Source organism: Bradyrhizobium sp. PRIMUS42, assembly GCF_023006515.1.
Classification (GTDB): Bacteria; Pseudomonadota; Alphaproteobacteria; order Rhizobiales; family Xanthobacteraceae; genus Bradyrhizobium.
The window spans coordinates 1-18,280 of record NZ_JALBGZ010000048.1 but is presented as its reverse complement, the minus strand read 5'-3'; the positions used below and the strand labels follow the sequence as shown (position 1 = coordinate 18,280).

At 63.5% G+C, this 18,280-nt stretch carries 18 protein-coding genes; 12 read left to right on the top strand and 6 right to left on the bottom strand.

The genetic code is table 11. From position 1 onward, the window contains the following. The 5 genes from MOV75_RS07275 to pnp form a co-directional block, all read left to right on the top strand. The coding region (locus MOV75_RS07275; protein ID WP_247005275.1) for a translation initiation factor IF-2 at positions 1-901 on the top strand (901 nt) is incomplete at its 5' end. Positions 902-1,056: 155 nt separating this feature from the next. Beyond that, complete coding sequence (gene rbfA / locus MOV75_RS07270; protein ID WP_246928255.1) at positions 1,057-1,491, top strand: 30S ribosome-binding factor RbfA; 435 nt, start codon at positions 1,057-1,059, stop codon at positions 1,489-1,491. After that, entirely contained in the window at positions 1,488-2,609 is a 1,122-nt protein-coding gene (truB, locus tag MOV75_RS07265; protein ID WP_246928252.1) for a tRNA pseudouridine(55) synthase TruB, read from the top strand. The genes rbfA and truB overlap by 4 nt, the downstream gene beginning before the upstream one ends. Before the next feature lie 2 nt (positions 2,610-2,611). Next, complete coding sequence (gene rpsO, locus MOV75_RS07260; RefSeq protein ID WP_008131787.1) at positions 2,612-2,881, top strand: 30S ribosomal protein S15; 270 nt, start codon at positions 2,612-2,614, stop codon at positions 2,879-2,881. Positions 2,882-3,258: 377 nt separating this feature from the next. Next, positions 3,259-5,415 carry a polyribonucleotide nucleotidyltransferase gene (pnp, locus tag MOV75_RS07255; protein WP_246928249.1) on the top strand — a complete coding sequence of 719 codons (2,157 nt, stop codon included), beginning with the start codon at positions 3,259-3,261 and terminating at the stop codon, positions 5,413-5,415. A 119-nt stretch (positions 5,416-5,534) separates the two neighbouring features. Here the strand turns inward: pnp and katG are convergent, their stop codons facing one another. Then, positions 5,535-7,703: a catalase/peroxidase HPI gene (gene katG / locus MOV75_RS07250; protein ID WP_247005274.1), complete on the bottom strand. Its 2,169-nt coding sequence runs from the start codon at positions 7,701-7,703 to the stop codon at positions 5,535-5,537. A 114-nt stretch (positions 7,704-7,817) separates the two neighbouring features. On the opposite strand from katG, the gene MOV75_RS07245 reads away from it, so the two are divergent. The 5 genes from MOV75_RS07245 (at position 7,818) to MOV75_RS07225 (ending at position 11,782) form a co-directional block, all read left to right on the top strand. Next, complete coding sequence (locus tag MOV75_RS07245) at positions 7,818-8,744, top strand: hydrogen peroxide-inducible genes activator (RefSeq protein WP_246925738.1); 927 nt, start codon at positions 7,818-7,820, stop codon at positions 8,742-8,744. A gap of 7 nt (positions 8,745-8,751) precedes the next feature. Beyond that, positions 8,752-9,216: a GNAT family N-acetyltransferase gene (locus MOV75_RS07240; protein WP_246925739.1), complete on the top strand. Its 465-nt coding sequence runs from the start codon at positions 8,752-8,754 to the stop codon at positions 9,214-9,216. 319 nt (positions 9,217-9,535) lie between these two features. Further along, a complete protein-coding gene (locus MOV75_RS07235) occupies positions 9,536-10,144 on the top strand; it encodes a hypothetical protein (RefSeq protein WP_246925740.1) in 609 nt (202 codons plus the stop codon). Positions 10,145-10,216: 72 nt separating this feature from the next. Then, positions 10,217-11,110 carry a hypothetical protein gene (locus tag MOV75_RS07230; RefSeq protein WP_246925743.1) on the top strand — a complete coding sequence of 298 codons (894 nt, stop codon included), beginning with the start codon at positions 10,217-10,219 and terminating at the stop codon, positions 11,108-11,110. Between the two features lie 75 nt (positions 11,111-11,185). Then, positions 11,186-11,782, top strand: a complete 597-nt coding sequence (locus tag MOV75_RS07225; RefSeq protein ID WP_246925746.1) for a glutathione S-transferase family protein — start codon at positions 11,186-11,188, stop codon at positions 11,780-11,782. Positions 11,783-11,900: 118 nt separating this feature from the next. On the opposite strand, the gene fabI is transcribed toward MOV75_RS07225, so the two are convergent. The 3 genes from fabI to fabA form a co-directional block, all read right to left on the bottom strand. Next, positions 11,901-12,698: an enoyl-ACP reductase FabI gene (gene fabI, locus MOV75_RS07220; protein ID WP_246925748.1), complete on the bottom strand. Its 798-nt coding sequence runs from the start codon at positions 12,696-12,698 to the stop codon at positions 11,901-11,903. A 161-nt stretch (positions 12,699-12,859) separates the two neighbouring features. Next, a complete protein-coding gene (gene fabB / locus MOV75_RS07215; RefSeq protein WP_246925750.1) occupies positions 12,860-14,083 on the bottom strand; it encodes a beta-ketoacyl-ACP synthase I in 1,224 nt (407 codons plus the stop codon). A gap of 40 nt (positions 14,084-14,123) precedes the next feature. Continuing rightward, entirely contained in the window at positions 14,124-14,645 is a 522-nt protein-coding gene (fabA, locus tag MOV75_RS07210; RefSeq protein WP_246925753.1) for a bifunctional 3-hydroxydecanoyl-ACP dehydratase/trans-2-decenoyl-ACP isomerase, read from the bottom strand. Between the two features lie 353 nt (positions 14,646-14,998). On the opposite strand from fabA, the gene irrA reads away from it, so the two are divergent. Next, the gene (irrA, locus tag MOV75_RS07205; RefSeq protein WP_212083389.1) at positions 14,999-15,490 is read left to right on the top strand and encodes an iron response transcriptional regulator IrrA; all 492 of its coding nucleotides are present in this window, start codon (positions 14,999-15,001) and stop codon (positions 15,488-15,490) included. Between the two features lie 134 nt (positions 15,491-15,624). On the opposite strand, the gene MOV75_RS07200 is transcribed toward irrA, so the two are convergent. Beyond that, positions 15,625-16,155, bottom strand: coding sequence for an SH3 domain-containing protein (locus MOV75_RS07200; protein ID WP_246925756.1), 531 nt, complete (start codon positions 16,153-16,155; stop codon positions 15,625-15,627). A gap of 323 nt (positions 16,156-16,478) precedes the next feature. On the opposite strand from MOV75_RS07200, the gene MOV75_RS07195 reads away from it, so the two are divergent. After that, positions 16,479-17,480, top strand: a complete 1,002-nt coding sequence (locus MOV75_RS07195) for a D-glycerate dehydrogenase (protein WP_018323404.1) — start codon at positions 16,479-16,481, stop codon at positions 17,478-17,480. A 138-nt stretch (positions 17,481-17,618) separates the two neighbouring features. Here MOV75_RS07195 and MOV75_RS07190 read toward each other — a convergent pair. Then, a partial coding sequence (locus MOV75_RS07190; protein WP_247005273.1) for a LysR substrate-binding domain-containing protein occupies positions 17,619-18,280 on the bottom strand: 662 nt, incomplete at its 5' end.

Sequence of the window (18,280 nt, the reverse complement as noted above, 5' to 3'; positions counted from 1 at the left end):
GGTCGGCGACATCATCGTCGCAGGCGCCGAGATGGGCCGCGTCCGCGCGCTGATCTCGGATCAGGGCGAGACCGTGCAGGAAGCAGGTCCGTCGGTGCCGGTCGAAGTGCTCGGCTTCAACGGTCCGCCGGAAGCCGGCGATCGTCTCGCCGTGGTCGAGAACGAAGCCCGCGCCCGCCAGGTCACCAGCTATCGTGCGCACCAGAAGCGCGAGAACGCGGCTGCCTCGATCTCCGGCATGCGCGGCTCCCTCGAGCAGATGATGTCGCAATTGAAGACCGCGGGCCGCAAGGAATTCCCGCTGATCATCAAGGCCGACGTGCAAGGCTCGCTGGAAGCGATCCTCGGCTCGCTGGAGAAGCTCGGCACCGACGAAGTCGCAGCCCGCATCCTGCATGCCGGCGTCGGCGGCATCTCGGAATCCGACGTGACGCTGGCCGAAGGCTTCAACGCCGCGATCATCGGCTTCTCGGTTCGTGCCAACAAGGAGGCCGCTGCGGCCGCCAAGCGCAACGGCATCGAGATCCGCTACTACAACATCATCTACGACCTCGTGGACGACGTGAAGAAGGCGATGAGCGGCTTGCTCGCGCCGACCTTGCGCGAAACCATGCTGGGCAATGCCGCCATCCTGGAGATCTTCAACATCTCCAAGGTCGGCAAGGTCGCCGGCTGCCGCGTCACCGACGGCACCGTGGAACGCGGCGCCAATGTGCGCCTGATCCGCGACAACGTCGTCGTGCACGAGGGCAAGCTGTCGACGCTGAAGCGCTTCAAGGATGAAGTGAAGGAAGTCCAGTCCGGTCAGGAATGCGGCATGGCCTTCGAGAACTACCACGACATGCGCGCCGGTGACGTGATCGAGTGTTACCGCGTGGAGACGATCCAGCGCTCCCTGTAAGTCCAAATCTTACCGAAGCGCCCGGATCTTTTTGAGCTGAAATTGCGGGAGTGCGATGGCCGGATTTTTTCCGGCCATCCACCCCTCTTCGTTTCAACAGGACAAATGACAATGCCCGTGTCCCAAACACGGGCATGACGAGGTGATTTTCGAGAATGCCACGCCATCATCAGAAAAAGAGTTCCGCACCCGGCGGAGGCTCGCAACGTCAGTTGCGCGTCGGCGAGCAGGTTCGCCACGCGATGGCCGAGATTCTGGCGCAAGGCAATGTGCATGATGCGGATCTCGAAGGTCACATCATCACCGTGCCGGAGGTGCGGATGTCGCCCGACCTGAAGCTCGCGACGGTCTATGTGATGCCGCTCGGTGGCCGCGACACCGAGATCGTCATCGCTGCGCTCGAACGCAACAAGAAGTTCTTGCGCGGCGAAGTCGCGCGGCGCGTTAACCTGAAATTTGCACCTGACCTTCGCTTCCGCGTCGACGAACGATTCGACGAAGCGGAACGGATCGAGAAGCTTTTGCGAACACCTGCGGTGCAGAAGGATCTCGAACAGGACCTGGAACAGGATCGGGAAGAAGAACAATGACAATGGACCCCGCTCACGGCACGATCGGCGGCGAAGAGGCCGATCAGCGCGACGTGCAGAAAAATAATTTTGCGGACCTCGGCGGCAGTTCTCAGCCGCATCAGGAGCCGCGCCGCGTCAACAATGATCCGCGTGCCAATAACAAGCAAAAGGGCAACCAGGTTCGCCGCGACCGGCGCGACGTCCATGGCTGGGTCGTGCTCGACAAGCCGATCGGCATGACCTCGACGCAGGCGGTTGCGGTGCTGAAGCGCCTGTTCAACGCCAAGCGCGCCGGACACGCCGGCACGCTTGATCCGCTCGCCTCGGGCGGGCTGCCGATCGCGCTCGGGGAAGCCACCAAGACCGTTCCCTTCGTCATGGACGGCCGCAAGCGCTACCAGTTCACGGTGTGCTGGGGCGAGGAGCGCGACACCGACGACATCGAGGGCCGGGTCACCGCGACCTCGGACCAGCGTCCGACCCGTGAGGCCATCCTGGCCCTCCTGCCCCGCTTCACCGGGGTGATCGAGCAGATCCCACCGCGTTATTCCGCGATCAAGATCCAGGGCGAGCGCGCCTATGACCTCGCCCGCGACGGCGAGGTCGTCGAACTGGCTGCCCGTCCCGTCGAGATTCACCATTTAACCCTTGTGGATCAACCGGATAACGACCGGGCCGTGTTCGAGGCCGAATGCGGCAAGGGCACCTATGTCCGCGCCCTTGCCCGCGATATGGGCCGGATTCTAGGCACTTTCGGCCATATCTGCGCGCTACGGCGGACCCTGGTCGGCCCATTTGGCGAAAACGACATGATTCCGCTGGATCAGCTGGAGGCTTTGTGCGATAGAGCCGCGTCCGGCGAGGGTAGCCTCGCGGACGCGCTTATGCCCGTTGAGACCGCGCTGGACGACATCCCGGCACTGGCCGTCACTCGGGCCGATGCGGCAAGGCTCCATCGGGGCCAGGCCGTTTTGTTGCGCGGACGGGATGCGCCCACTTGTAGCGGCACAGTCTATGTCACGGTGGCAGGCCGGCTTCTCGCGCTTGCTGAAGTCGGCAATGGCGAAATCATCCCCAAGCGTGTGTTCAACCTGACCGGCCTGACTGCCTCAGCCGGTCGCAACGAGAGAAATTGACGATGTCGATTGCCGCAGAACGCAAAGCGGAAGTCATCAAGACGAATGCCAACAAGGCCGGCGACACCGGCTCGCCCGAGGTCCAGGTCGCGATCCTGTCGGAACGCATCAACAACCTCACCAACCATTTCAAGACCCACGTGAAGGACAACCATTCGCGTCGCGGCCTCTTGAAGCTGGTCTCGACCCGCCGCTCGCTGCTCGACTACCTCAAGAAGCGGGACGAAGCACGGTACAAGGCGCTGCTCGAGAAGCACAACATTCGTCGTTAACAGTTCTTGCGCGCGCCAACGGCGCGCGTTTTCGCACGCGGCTTCGAACGAAAGCGCCTATTTTAAGCTTTTTGATCGAGGCTGCGCGCACGTCGGATGCGAGCCGTTGACGGCTGGCATCCGGGGCACGATCGGCGAAGACCGCGGTTCGGTGTTCGCATTCGCGCCGACTGAAAGTCCAGCAGCAATCCGGCGGCTGGGCACAACGGGCAAGGCGCCCGTATGACCCGAAAGGATGGACGCCATCCGAAATCCAAAAACCATGGCAGGATCGCAGGACGCTGATCACCCGCTTCGATCAGCGTCCCGCAATCTTGCGCATGGTTTTTGTTTTTCGGGGCCATCCTTCTTTCGAGAACCCATGAAAGAAGACCTCTATGTTCAATAAGCATTCAGTCGAGATCGACTGGGGCGGACGCCCTCTCAAGCTGGAAACCGGCAAGATCGCCCGCCAGGCCGACGGCGCCGTCGTCGCCACCTATGGCGAGACCGTGGTGCTTGCCACCGTCGTCGCGGCGAAGGCGCCGCGCGAAGGCGTCGACTTCCTGCCGCTGACCGTCGACTACCAGGAAAAGACCTACGCTGCGGGCCGCATTCCCGGCGGCTATTTCAAGCGCGAGGGACGTCCGACCGAGAAGGAGACGCTGGTCTCCCGCCTGATCGACCGTCCGATCCGTCCGCTGTTCGTCGACGGCTGGCGCAACGAGACCCAGGTGATCGTCACCGTGCTCTCGCATGACATGGAAAACGACCCCGACATCGTCGCGCTGGTGGCCTCGTCGGCGGCGCTGACCCTGTCGGGCGCACCGTTCAAGGGCCCGATCGGCGCGGCCCGCGTCGGCTTCGCCAATGACGAGTTCATCCTCAACCCGACGCTCGACGAAATGGTCGACACCCAGCTCGACCTCGTCGTCGCCGGCACCGCCGACGCCGTGCTGATGGTGGAATCGGAAGCCAAGGAACTGAACGAAGAGATCATGCTCGGTGCGGTGATGTTCGGTCACCGCCACTTCCAGCCGGTGATCAACGCGATCATCGAGCTCGCCGAGAAGGCCGCCAAGGAGCCGCGCGAAGTCACCACGATCGACAATTCCGCGCTCGAAAAGGAAATGCTCGGCATGGTCGAGCAGGAGCTGCGGGCTGCCTACGCCATTCCGGTCAAGCAGGATCGCTACGCCGCGGTCGGCAAGGTCAAGGAAAAGGTGATCGCCCACTACTTCCCGGAAGGGCAGGAGCCGAAATACGACAAGCTGCGCATCGGCGGCGTGTTCAAGGAGCTCGAAGCCAAGATCGTTCGCTGGAACATCCTCGACACCGGCAAGCGCATCGACGGTCGCGACAGCAAGACCGTGCGCAACATCGTCGCCGAAGTCGGCGTGCTGCCCCGCGCCCACGGTTCGGCGCTGTTCACCCGCGGCGAGACCCAGGCGATGGTCGTGACCACGCTCGGCACCGGCGAGGACGAGCAGTACATCGACGCGCTTTCTGGAACGTACAAAGAGACGTTCCTGCTGCACTACAACTTCCCTCCCTACTCGGTCGGTGAGACCGGTCGCCTCGGCGGCACCAAGCGCCGCGAGATCGGCCATGGCAAGCTGGCCTGGCGCGCGATCCACCCGGTGCTGCCGCCGCACCACGAATTCCCCTACACCACGCGCGTGGTGTCGGAGATCACCGAGTCGAACGGCTCGTCCTCGATGGCTTCGGTCTGCGGCGCTTCGCTGGCGCTGATGGATGCCGGCGTGCCGCTGAAGCGGCCGACCGCGGGCATCGCGATGGGCCTGATCCTGGAAGACAAGCGCTTCGCAGTTCTCTCGGACATCCTCGGCGACGAGGACCATCTCGGCGACATGGACTTCAAGGTCGCCGGCACCGAGCAGGGTATCACCTCGCTCCAGATGGACATCAAGATCGAGGGCATCACCGAAGAGATCATGAAGGTGGCGCTCGCCCAGGCCAAGGATGGACGTATCCACATCCTCGGCGAGATGGCCAAGGCGCTCACCAACGCCCGTGCCGAGCTCGGCGAGTACGCGCCGCGCATCGAGACCTTCAAGATCGCCACCGACAAGATCCGCGAAGTGATCGGCACCGGCGGCAAGGTGATCCGCGAGATCGTCGAGAAGACCGGCGCCAAGGTCAACATCGAGGACGACGGCACCGTGAAGGTCGCCTCCAGCGACGGCGAGGCGATGAAGGCCGCGATCAAGTGGATCAAGTCGATCGCGTCCGATCCGGAAGTCGGCCAGATCTATGACGGCACCGTCGTCAAGGTGATGGAGTTCGGCGCCTTCGTGAACTTCTTCGGCTCCAAGGACGGCCTCGTCCACATCAGCCAGCTCGCTTCGGCGCGCGTGCAGAAGACCTCCGACGTCGTCAAGGAAGGCGACAAGGTCAAGGTCAAGCTGCTCGGCTTCGACGACCGCGGCAAGACCCGCCTGTCGATGAAGGTCGTCGACCAGACCACCGGCGAAGACCTCGAAGGCAAGGGCGGCGAGGGCGAGAAGGCTCCGCGCGAAGCCGCCGGCGAGTAAGTCTCGCACCCGGTCAGAAACACGAAGGGCGGCCGAAAGGCCGCCCTTTTTTGTTTGTGCTCACCCTGGCCGATCTGCGCTCCCTCTCCCGCTTGCGGGAGAGGTGAAGCAACACCGCGTCAGGACGCCGCGAGATCGTACCGGTCGAGGTTCATCACCTTGGTCCAGGCCTTGGCGAAGTCCTGCACGAACTGCTGCTTGGAATCCGACGTGGCATAGACTTCCGCGTAGGCGCGAAGTTGCGAGTGCGCGCCGAAGATCAGGTCGACGCGCGTGCCGGTCCACTTCACCGCATTTGTCTTGCGGTCCCGGGCCTCGTAGCTACCGTCAGCCGCCGGCGTCCACTGCGTGCTCATGTCGAGCAAATTGACGAAGTAGTCGTTGCTCAGCGTGCCCACCTTCGCGGTGAGAACACCGTGCTTCGAACCGTTCGCATTGGCACCGAGCACACGCAGGCCGCCGATCAGCGCCGTCATCTCGGGGCCGGTGAGCCTCAGGAGCTGCGCGCGATCGACGAGGGCTTCTTCCTGCTGCAGGAACTGATGCTTCTTGCCGACGTAGTTGCGGAAACCATCGGCCCGCGGCTCGAGCGGCGCGAAGGACTCCGCGTCGGTCTGCTCCTGCGAGGCATCCATGCGGCCCGGGGTGAAGCCGACCTTCACGTCGACGCCGGCATCCTTCGCGGCCTTCTCGACCGCGGCGGTACCGCCGAGGACGATGAGATCCGCGAGTGAGACCTTCTTCGCGCCGGACGACGCGTTGAAGTCCTTCTGGATCGCTTCGAGCTTGCCGAGCACCTTGGAGAGCTGAGCCGGCTGGTTCACCTCCCAATCCTTCTGCGGGGCAAGGCGGATGCGCGCGCCGTTGGCGCCGCCACGCTTGTCCGAGCCGCGGAACGTCGAGGCCGACGCCCAGGCGGTCGAGACCAGCTCTGAGACCGAGAGGCCCGAAGCCAGGATCTTGGTTTTCAGCGCCGCGATGTCCTGGTCGCTGACCAGCTCGTGATTCACGGCCGGAATCGGATCCTGCCAGATCAACGTCTCCTTCGGCACCTGCGGACCGAGATAGCGCTGGATCGGGCCCATGTCGCGATGGGTCAGCTTGAACCAGGCGCGGGCGAAGGCGTCCGCGAACTGATCGGGGTTTTCGAGGAAGCGCCGCGAGATCTTCTCATAGGCGGGATCGAGGCGCAGCGAGAGGTCGGTGGTCAGCATCGTCGGCCGATGCTTCTTCGACTTGTCGAAGGCGTCAGGAATGATCGCCTCGGCGCCCTTTGCCGTCCACTGCTGCGCACCGCCCGGGCTCTTGGTCAGCTCCCATTCGTACTTGAACAGGTTCTCGAAGAAGTTGTTGCTCCACTTGGTCGGCGTCGTCGTCCAGGTCACCTCGAGGCCGCTGGTAATGGAATCGCCTGCCAGACCCGAAGCGTGCTTGCTCTTCCAGCCGAGGCCCTGATCTTCCAGCGCGCCCGCTTCCGGCTCCGGTCCGACCAGCGAGGGATCACCTGCGCCATGGGTTTTGCCGAAGGTGTGACCACCGGCGATCAGCGCAACGGTTTCCTCGTCGTTCATCGCCATGCGGGCGAACGTCTCGCGGATGTCCTTGGCCGCAGCAATCGGATCCGGCTTGCCGTTCGGGCCTTCCGGATTGACGTAGATGAGGCCCATCTGCACCGCGCCGAGCGGCTCGGCGAGCTGACGTTCGCCGCTGTAGCGCTCATCGCCGAGCCAGGTGCCCTCGGGACCCCAATAGAGCTCTTCGGGCTCCCAGACGTCGGCGCGGCCGCCGGCGAAGCCGAAGGTCTTGAAGCCCATCGATTCCAGCGCGACGTTGCCGGCGAGCACCATCAGATCGGCCCAGGAAATCTTGCGACCGTATTTCTGCTTGATCGGCCAGAGCAGACGGCGCGCCTTGTCGAGATTGGCGTTGTCGGGCCAGCTGTTGAGCGGAGCGAAACGCTGCTGGCCGGCGCCGGCGCCGCCGCGGCCGTCGGTGGTGCGGTAGGTGCCCGCACTGTGCCAGGCCATGCGGATCATCAGGCCGCCATAGTGACCGAAGTCGGCGGGCCACCACTCCTGCGAGTCGGTCATCAGAGCGGTGAGGTCCTTGATGACCGCGTTCAGGTCGAGCGTCTTGAATTCCTTGGCATAGTCGAACTCCTTGCCCATCGGATCGGACAGGTTGGAATTCTTATGCAGCATCTCGATGCTGAGCTGCGTCGGCCACCAGTCGCGGTTCGCCGGCACGCGTTTTCCACCCGAAAACGGGCACTTCGAAGTGTCGTCCATGAATACCTCCTCTGGTGGCGTCGAACTCGCGCCTTTGACCAGGTTGAATCACTCTAAGCGCCGCCTCCTATCAGGTAAAGTTGACTTTAATGATCGCTGCGATAGGATTTTCTGATGATCAACCTGACGCTGCGCCAGCTCCGGTATTTCGACGCGTTGGCGCGGCACGGCCATTTCGGCCGCGCGGCTGAGTCCTGCTCGATCTCGCAACCGGCCTTGTCGATGCAGATCAAGGAGTTGGAGGAGACGCTCGGCGGCTTGCTGCTGGAGCGCAGCGCCCGGCAGGTGGCGCTGACCCGGTTCGGCGAGGAGCTCGCACAACGCGTCCGCGACATTTTGCGCTCGGTCGATGAGCTCGGCGATTTCGCCCGCGCCTCCCAGGATCGCTTCGTGGGCCGGCTGCGCATCGGCATGATCCCGACGATCGCGCCTTATCTCCTGCCCACGATCACCAAGAATCTCACGCGACTGCATCCGGAGCTCGACATCCGCGTGCGCGAGACCATGACGCCGCGGCTGATCCAGGAATTGGTGGAGGGGCGGCTCGACACCGCCATCGTGGCGCTGCCGGTGTCCGAACCCTCGCTCACCGAGGTCGCCCTGTTCGAGGAAAAATTCCTGCTGGTCCGGCCGGGTGCGGATGAGGGAACGCCGGCACCTTCGCGCGAGATGATGCGCGAGATGCGGCTGCTGCTGCTCGAGGAGGGCCATTGCTTCCGCGATCAGGCGCTGTCGTTCTGCAACATGCAATCGGCGCCGCCGCGCGAGATGCTGGATGCCAATTCGCTGTCGACGCTGGTCCAGATGGTCAGCGCCGGCATCGGCGTCACCTTGATACCGGAGATGGCGGTGCCGGTGGAAACGCGATCGGCCTCGGTCTCGCTCGCGCGCTTCCGCGATCCGCAACCATCCCGCACCATCGGCATGGTCTGGCGCAAGACCAGCCCACTGGCCCGGCAGCTGCTGCAGATCTCCGAGGTGGTGTGCCTGTCGGCCGGCAAGGCGCGCCCGCGTCCTGCCGTGCGCAATCACCGGACCTGAGCGCCGGATGTCGCATCCGGTCATCCGCCCCGCCCGCGCAGACGAATACGACGAGGTCGGCCGCGTCTGGATGGAGAGCTGGGTCTCGACCGGCCTCGGCGAGGCCAGCGACTTCCTGCTGGCAAATCTGCGCGCGCGCGTCCGGCGCGAGATCGAGGACGGCTGGAGCCTGTTCGTCGCCGACGATCACGGCACGATCGCCGCCATGCTGGCGCTGCATGTGCCGAAGCTCTATCTCGACATGCTCTTCGTCGGGCCCGCCTATCAGGGCCGGTCCCTCGGACGGACATTGCTCGCCTTCACGCGCACGCAAATGCCCGACGAGATGCATCTGCGCTGCGTGCGCGAGAACGAAAAAGCCTGGCGCTGGTACGAGCGCGAAGGTTTTGTGTTCGAGCAGGAAGCGGTCGAGCCGTCGAACGGGTTCGTGATGAAGTATTATCGGTGGAAGCGGCGACGGCCAACCGGATAGACGCCGACCTCCGGGTGCAGCTTGCGGTTGTCACACTCCCACCCTATTGTGGCGAAGCCGATGACCTCCTGCCTCTGATCTCCCGGAATTCATGGTTCGCATTGCTGTCTCGCTGATCGCGCTCCTGTCCATTTGGACCTCGGCAGTCGCGCAAACTCCTCCAACACCCGCCGCGCCTCCCGCTCAGACGGCGGCGCCGGCCAAGCCGGCAGTCAAGAAGGCGACGCCGAAGGCCAAACCGACTGCACAACAACCGGTCGCGGCTGCGAGCGGCCCCTGTCAGATCGGCGTCATTTCCGCGATCGGAGACCAGTTCTCGGTGCAACATGTCGGCCTCACGATGTTCGGCAACGAGTACATGGAGGCGCCGATCGAGACGTGGGGTATCGATGATCTATTCGTCGCGAGGGTTCGCGCCGCGGCTCCCGGCACGGCTGTCCGAAAGATCGCTTACGCAAAGGGAGCCTTCAAGCCATACTATCATCCGGAAGCGAAACTGTTCCGCAATGACCGTGACGACCTGACGGTCCTGGTGCGGCAGATCGTCGACGGTGCAAATTGCGAACGCTACGTCGTAGCCACCAAAGCCCGCGTTTCGGTTGATGGCACCAACCAATCAATCGAAGGCCTCGGGGTCTACAAGAATTGGGCGAGCCCTTTCGGGCGCGGCGTCGTGGTTGCCTATTTCCGTATCAACGTTTTTGACGGACGAACTTTCGACATCCATCGAGCGCCTACCCGGAGCTTCGGAGATGCGATTGCTTCGAGTTTTTCCAACAAGAACGACAATATGCAGATCCTCAACAATCTCGAGTTTCCCAAGACTCCTGAACAGGTGACCAACAGTGCATTGCTGCGTGACAGCACACGCAGCCTGCTCACGGCCCAGCTGGACAAGTATCTACCCGCGTACATCAAGGGCGAGTAAGCGCATTTGCCGACGGGACACGACAAAGGCTATTGCTCGGCCGCTTCCTGCGGCCGGACTCCGTTCAACGTTATGCCCCGGCTGGTCGTCGTTGCGGCTGTCGTGTGGTGCTTTTCGATATCTGCTTGGGCGCAGACCAAATCAGGACCACCAGGGACGGAGACGGCAGGACCATCCGTCAAGCAAGCCAACAGCAAGACGACTACTCGGCGGGAAGCAACGGGCAAGCCCGCCCCCGTGGTCGGCGGCTCGTGCGACGTCGGTGTCGTGGTCACTACCGGCGACGAGTTCACCGTGCTGACGACCGGCTTGACCGTATTTCAGAACAAGAAGATGGTGGTCCCGATCCCAGGCTGGGGACTCAACGATCTAATCTTCGCGCGGACTCGCGCCGCGATCCCTGCCGGCATGTCCGTCCTGAGAATCCCCTACAACCCTACGAAATTTCCTCCCCGCGATGAGTCCAAGGACACATTGAAGGACAGGCTGTTCCGCGATCTCAACGCGGAACTGGCCGAATACATGCGCCAGGTCGCGAAAGGAACGAATTGCCGGCACTATATCCAGATCCTCAATTCAATCAGCCCTATCGGGTCATCCAACTACACGGTCCGCGGCTTCGGCATCCTCAACCAGGATGTGGTGCTCGGGCGTCGCATCTATCTCTACGCCCTGGCGTTTATCCGCATCTTTGACGGGCGCGACTATTCCGTTGTTAGACAGAGCTCTGCGCTGATCAACATGCATCATTCCCTGGCGGTGCAGAGGCTTCTGGGCAAACAAATCGGCGGCCCCTATCGCGAATTACCCGCAGAATCGTTCCCAACGCGCCCTGAAGATGCCGCCGCCAATCCCGCACTGCGCGACGACGTACGCGCCATGCTGACGGAAAGCCTCGATAAGACGTTGCCGCTCTTGCTTGGACTTCGACCAGCAGTGCGCCTAAGCGATACCAAACAACATTGACCCACATGTCGTTTATGCTGGTTGGCTTCTACCCTGCACGCTGTTGGCCTTCCCGCCGATGAAAGGTTCCCCGCCATGATCAAGCTCTATTGGTCGCCCCGCTCGCGCTCGTTCACGACACTCTGGTTGATGGAAGAGAGCGGCCTTGCCTATGAGCGCGTGCTGACCGACATCTCGACCGGCGCGCAGAAGGCGCCGGATTTCCTCAAGGTCAACCCGATGGGGAAGGTGCCGGCGCTCAGCGACGGCGACGCGGCACTCGGCGAAGCCGCCGCCATCTGCGCCTACATTGCCGATCGCTATCCCGAGACGAAGCTTGCGCCTGGGGTGACCGATCCGCGCCGTGCGCGCTATCTGCAATGGCTCTTCTTTTCGCCGGGCTGCATCGAGCCCGCCATCATCCAGATCTTCACCAAGATCGAAATCCCGACCTCGACCGCCGCCTGGGGCAGCGCGACGCAGGTGTTCGACGTGCTGGAGGCCGCGCTCGAGAAGGGGCCCTGGATTCTCGGCGAAGAATTTTCGGCCGCCGACATCACGATCGGCTCGGGCCTGAATTTCGCGGTGCGTCTGTTCAAGATGGTGCCGTCGCGCCCGGCGTTCGACGCCTATCTCGCGCGCTGCATGGCGCGGCCGGCATTCCAGCGCGCGGAGAAGATCGCGGCAGGGTGAGGCAGCTCTCGTAGGATGGGCAAAGGCGCCTTCGCCGTGCCCACCATCTGCAATTATTAAGAGACGGTGGGCACGTCGCTTACGCTCCTTTGCCCACCCTACGGAAACTGCGAACGCTTCATTCCGCCTTCAGATCGTCCGGCCTCGGCATCAGGACGATGTTGTAGCCGGAATCGACATAGTGGATCTCGCCGGTCACGCCGCCGGACAGATCCGACAGCAGATACAGCGCCGAGCCGCCGAGCTCGTCGAGCGTGACACCGCGGCGGAGCGGCGAATGCTTCTGCATGTAAGCGAACATCGCACGCGCCTCGCCGATGCCCGAGCCGGCGAGCGTGCGGATGGGGCCTGCGGAGATGGCGTTGACACGGATGCCGCGTGGTCCGAAATCGGAGGCGAGATAGCGCACGGAGGCTTCCAGCGCCGCCTTGGCCACGCCCATCACGTTGTAGTTCGGCATCGCGCGCTCCGAGGCGCCGAAGGTCAGCGTGATCATGCTGCCGCCCTCCGTCATCAGCTCTGCGGCGCGCTTTGCGATTTCCGTGAACGAGAAGCAGGAGATCACCATGGTGCGCGAAAAGTTCTCGCGGCTGGTGTCGGCGTAGCGGCCCTTCAGCTCGTTCTTGTCGGCAAAGCCGATGGCGTGGATCACGAAGTCGAGCCGGCCCCACTTTTCGCGCAGCACATCGAAGGTGGCATCGACGCTGGCGATATCCTCGACGTCGCAAGGCAGCACCAGATCGACCCCGAGCTGCTCGGCCAGCGGCTTGACGCGCTTGCCCAGGGCCTCGCCCTGGAAGGTGAAGGCGAGCTCGGCACCGTGGGCATGCAGCGTCTTCGCCATGCCCCAGGCGATCGAATGATCATTGGCGATGCCCATGATCAGACCGCGCTTGCCTTTCATCAAACCTTCCATTGCCTGCTAGTCTCCGCTCTTCGTCATGCCCGGGCTTGTCCCGGGCATCCACGCCCTTCGCAGCCAGAAGCTAAGACGTCGATGGCCGGGACATCTGGCGCGAAGACGCGCTTCGCGCTTTTGCCCGGCCATGACGAAACAATCATCAGTCGGTAACGACGTCACGCATCCAGCCGGCTGAACACCAGCGTGGCGTTGGTGCCGCCGAAGCCGAAGGAGTTCGACAGCACGGTGCCGATCTTGACGTTGTCGATGCGCTTGCGCACGATCGGCATGTCGGCGAAAACAGGATCGAGCTCCTGGATGTGCGCGCTTTCGCAGATGAAGCCGTTGTTCATCATCAGCAGCGAGTAGATCGCCTCCTGCACGCCGGTGGCGCCCAGCGAGTGGCCGGTCAGCGCCTTGGTGGCCGAGATCGGCGGGCACTTCTCGCCGGTGCCGAACACCTTTCGCAGCGCCTCGATCTCCGGGGGATCGCCGGCCGGCGTCGAGGTCGCGTGGGGATTGATGTAGTCCACCTTGGTCTTCACCGTCGACATCGCCATGCGCATGCAGCGCTCGGCGCCTTCACCTGATGGCGCGACCATGTCGTAGCCGTCCGAAGTCGCGCCGTAACCGACGATCTCGCCGTAGATGCGGGCGCCGCGCGCCTTGGCATGCGCGAGCTCTTCCAGCACCAGCACGCCGGCGCCGCCGGCGATGACGAAGCCGTCGCGGTTGACGTCGTAGGGGCGCGAGGCCGTGGCAGGCGTGTCATTGTACTTCGAGGACATCGCGCCCATGGCGTCGAACAGCACCGACAGCGACCAGTCCAATTCTTCGCAGCCACCGGCGAAGATGATGTCCTGCTTGCCGATCTGGATCGTCTCATAGGCATTGCCGACGCAATGATTCGACGTCGCGCAGGCCGAGGAGATCGAGTAGTTCACGCCCTTGATCTTGAACCAGGTCGCAAGCGTCGCGGAGGCCGTGGACGACATCGCCTTCGGCACTGCAAAGGGTCCGACGCGCTTTGGTCCCTTGGTGCGGGTGATGTCGGCGGCTTCGACGATGGTGCGGGCGGACGGGCCGCCGGAGCCCATGATGATGCCGGTGCGGATGTTGGAGACTTCGTCAGGCGACAGGCCCGCGTCCTGAATCGCCTGCTCCATCGCGACGTGATTCCAGGCCGCGCCCTGGCCGAGGAAACGCATCGCGCGGCGGTCGACCACCGTCGCAGGATCGAGCGTCGGCGCGCCGGCGACCTGCGAACGAAAGCCGAGCTCGGCATGTTTCTCAGCCCGAGAAATGCCCGACTTCGCCTCGTGAAGGCTCGCAAGCACTTCCTGGGTGTTGTTTCCGATCGACGAGACGATGCCCATCCCGGTGACCACAACCCGCCTCATGACAGCCTCGCCTTAAATCGTTGTCTTCTTGGTGATGCGCTCAGCCCAGGCTCGTGCCCTGCTTGAACAGGCCGACCTTCAGATCCTTCGCGCGATAGATAATCTGGTCATCGACCGAAAGCCATCCGTCGGCGATCCCGAGCACCAGCTTTGAACGCATCACGCGCTTGATATCGACGTTGTACACAACCTTGCGTGCCTCCGGCAGCACCTGGCCGCTGAACTTTAATTCGTTCAGACCAAGCGCGCGCCCACGACCTTCGCCCCCGGTCCAGCCCAGATAAAAGCCGACCATTTGCCACAGCGCGTCGAGGCCGAGGCAGCCGGGCATCACCGGATCGTTCTTGAAATGGCAGCCGAAGAACCAGAGGTCGGGCTTCACGTCGAGCTCGGCGCGCACCACGCCCTTGCCAAACTCCCCGCCGGTCTCGCTGATTTCCGTGATGCGATCGAACATCAGCATCGGCGGCAGCGGCAGCTGGGCATTGCCCGGGCCGAACATCTCGCCGCGGGCACAGGCCAGCAGATCTTCGTATTCGTAACCGTTGCGCCTGTTCAGCATGCCCGAGCCTCTGTTTGAATTCCGATTGAGCGACGTTTTTTGGCGAAAATGGGCCCCGTCTCGGTTGGAGAGCAACGCCATTGCCACAGTCAGGCGAGGCTCCCGCATGCCCCGGATGGACTGCCGACCGGGCCTCCATGCCCCGGCTGCGCCAAAATCGGCTAAGCGGAACCGCGCGCTCTCTAACACAGGCCATTTCGGGTGGCAAAGCGCATCCATCAAGGTAAAATGGCGCGATCCCGGCCCGGTTCCAAGTCTGATTAGAACCCCTCTAGTTGCGAGAAACTTGCATCTGCATCTTTCTGTTCTTATATTGCAGATAGATATTGTTCACGCGTGCCCGAAATCTGGAAATGAGCGAGAATACAGCGCCCCGTCACGACGACGACGTCCATTCGGCAGCCCTGCTGTCCGGCCGCCACCCGGCTTTGACCGGCTGCCCCTGGCACGACGTCAACGAAATGCTCCAGTCCGCTGGGCTGCGTCCGACGCGCCAACGCATGGCGCTCGGCTGGCTGTTGTTCGGCAAGGGCGCACGGCACCTCACGGCTGAAATGCTCTACGAGGAAGCGACACTGGCCAAGGTTCCAGTGTCGTTGGCGACCGTCTACAACACGCTGAATCAGCTCACCGATGCCGGCCTGCTCCGCCAGGTCAGCGTCGACGGCACCAAGACCTATTTCGACACCAACGTCACCACCCACCATCACTACTACCTCGAGAACAGCCATGAGCTGGTCGACATCGAGGACCCGCATCTGGCGCTGTCCAAGATGCCGGAGGTGCCCGAGGGTTACGAGATCGCGCGCATCGACATGGTCGTGCGCCTGCGCAAGAAGCGCTGAGATTTTTCTAGGCTGAGAAGATCGTCATGGCCGGGCTTGTCCCGGCCATTCACGTTTTGGACCAGGCGAGAAGCGCGTGGATGCCCGGGACAAGCCCGGGCATGACGTTGGGCAACGTTCGCCCGCCTCCGGCGTCAATTCACCTGCTCGTCCGAATACACGCCCCAGAGGCGCTCCTGCTGGATCCAGCCGTCGAAGCCGTTGCCGGTGACGCGGCACCAGTTTGCAGTGCACTTCTTCACCTGGGTGACGACGCCGGCCTGGAGCTTTGCGGCAACGGCGCTGTCGAGATCGGCACGATCGTAGATCGGGGCGAGATCGTCCTTGTGCTTCATGGTGACGACCGCGGTGCGGCGGCCCGACAGCAGCGAGTGATAGACCCAGCCCTCGGCGCCCTCGGAATCGCGCACCCGGCGCCAATTCTCGAACTCGGCGGTGATTTCGACCGGCAGGCCGGCACGGGTGTAAACCCAGGCCACGTCATTGTCCTTGGTCGGGCCGGCGCGAACGTTGACGTGATCCGATTTGAGGCTGACGTAACGCGGCACAGGCAGGCCGCTGGTGGTCTGCGGGGTGTTGTCCTTGGCCGATTGCGAGGGGCCGACCGAGGCGCTCCACCAGGTGCAGACAAGCGCCATCACCGAACAAAAACGCCCCAACGCCATCAACTCGTCTCCTGTCGAGGACCCGGCCTTGCCGGACCCTCACCCCAAAATTCCAAACCTGCCGCGTCGATCCCGAACCGCCCCACGCGGGTGTTCCCCAAGCCTGCCCCGTGGTTCTTGTCTTGGCCCGGCCTTCTGCTAGAGAGGACGGGCACTTGAACAACCAGTTTGCCCCGATTTTCCGGCCGGAAATCTCGGGAGAGCTTGGAGGAAACGCCGGGGACGGACACGGCAAGGGCAGTGTCGAACAACCGGGTTAATGAGGCCTCAACGGCCGGCCTTTGGCGACAGAGGCGGCCCGCGACGCCTCATGAGAGCAGGACATGTCGGTGAAGAAAAAGCCCCTCGTCGTGGTGACGCGCAAGCTGCCGGATTCGATCGAGACGCGGATGCGCGAATTGTTCGACGCGCGGATCAATCTCGAGGACACGCCGATGTCCGCCGACCAGATCGCGGAAGCCGCGCGCACCGCCGACGTGCTGGTTCCGACCGTCACCGACCATATCAGCGCCGACATCATCAACCAGCCCGACTGCAAGCTGCGGCTGATCGCCAATTTCGGCAACGGCGTCGACAATATCGACGTCGAGGCCGCGCACGCCCGCGGCATCACCGTCACCAACACGCCGAAAGTCCTGACCGAGGACACCGCCGACATGACCATGGCGCTGATCCTCGCCGTGCCCAGGCGGATGATCGAAGGCGCCTCGATCCTGACCGAAGGAAAACCCTGGCCGGGCTGGTCGCCGACCTGGATGCTCGGCCACCGCATCGGCGGCAAGCGGCTCGGCATCATCGGCATGGGCCGCATCGGCCAGGCGGTCGCGCGCCGCGCCCGCGCCTTCGGCCTGCAGATCCACTATCACAACCGCCGTCCCGTGGCGCCAAAGATCGCCGAAGAGCTTGGCGCGACCTATTGGGAAAGCCTCGACCAGATGCTGGCGCGGATGGACATCATCTCGGTGAACTGCCCGCATACGCCGGCGACCTATCATTTGCTCTCGGCGCGCAGGCTGAAGCTGATCCGGAAAGACGCCTACATCGTCAACACCGCGCGCGGCGAGGTCACCGACGAGGACACGCTGATCAAGCTGATCGAAGGCGGCGAGATCGGCGGCGCCGGGCTCGACGTCTACGAGCACGAGCCCGCGGTCAATCCAAAACTGGTGCGGCTCGCCAAGGCCGGCAAGGTGACGCTGCTGCCGCACATGGGCTCGGCCACGATCGAAGGCCGCGTCGAGATGGGCGAGAAGGTGATCATCAACATCCGCACCTTCCTCGACGCGCACAAGCCGCCGGACCGCGTGCTGCCGAGCATGCTCTGAAGACTATCCGGCTGCGTGACAAGCCCTCCGACCTCATCCTGAGGAGCCGCGAAGCGCGTCTCGAAGGATGGCCCCGGGCGAGAGCCGGGCCTGCATGGTTCGAGACGGCGCTTCGCGCCTCCTCACCATGAGGGGCTCCTATCTGCGCGTTTCGCGCTTGCGCCAGTCGGCGACGAAATCGATGAAGGCGCGCAGCGCGGGCGGCGTCTGGCGTCGGCTCGGGTAGTACAGGAACGGGCCCGGGAACGGTTCGCACCAATCTTCCATCAAGCTGACCAGCGTGCCGGACTTCACGGCATCGCCGACATAGCCATCGAGCGTCGCCCAGATGCCGACGCCGTCGAGCGCGGCGCGCATCGCAAGGTTCATGTTGGTCGAGATCAGTTTTGCGGGCGGATCGACCTTCACGACCTGGCCGGCCTTCTCGAACTCCCAATCGTGCATGACGCCGCTCGAATAGCGCGCGCGGATGCAATCATGATCGAGCAGATCCTTCGGATGAAGCGGCTTGGCGCGGCGCGCGACATAATCGGGCGAAGCGACCACCACATAGCTCTGCGGTCCACTCAGCGGGATCGCCACCATGTCCTGCGCGAGATGTTCGCCATAGCGCACGCCGGCATCGAAGCCGGCACTGACGATGTCGACGAAGCCGCTTTCCGAGACGATGTCGAAATCGACCTGCGGATGCGCGCTAAGAAACGGCCCGACCATCGGTGCCAGCACGAGATCGACCGCCGGCGGCGGCGCATTGATGCGCAGGCGGCCCGAGGCGACCTCGCGCAGGCCCCGCACCTGAT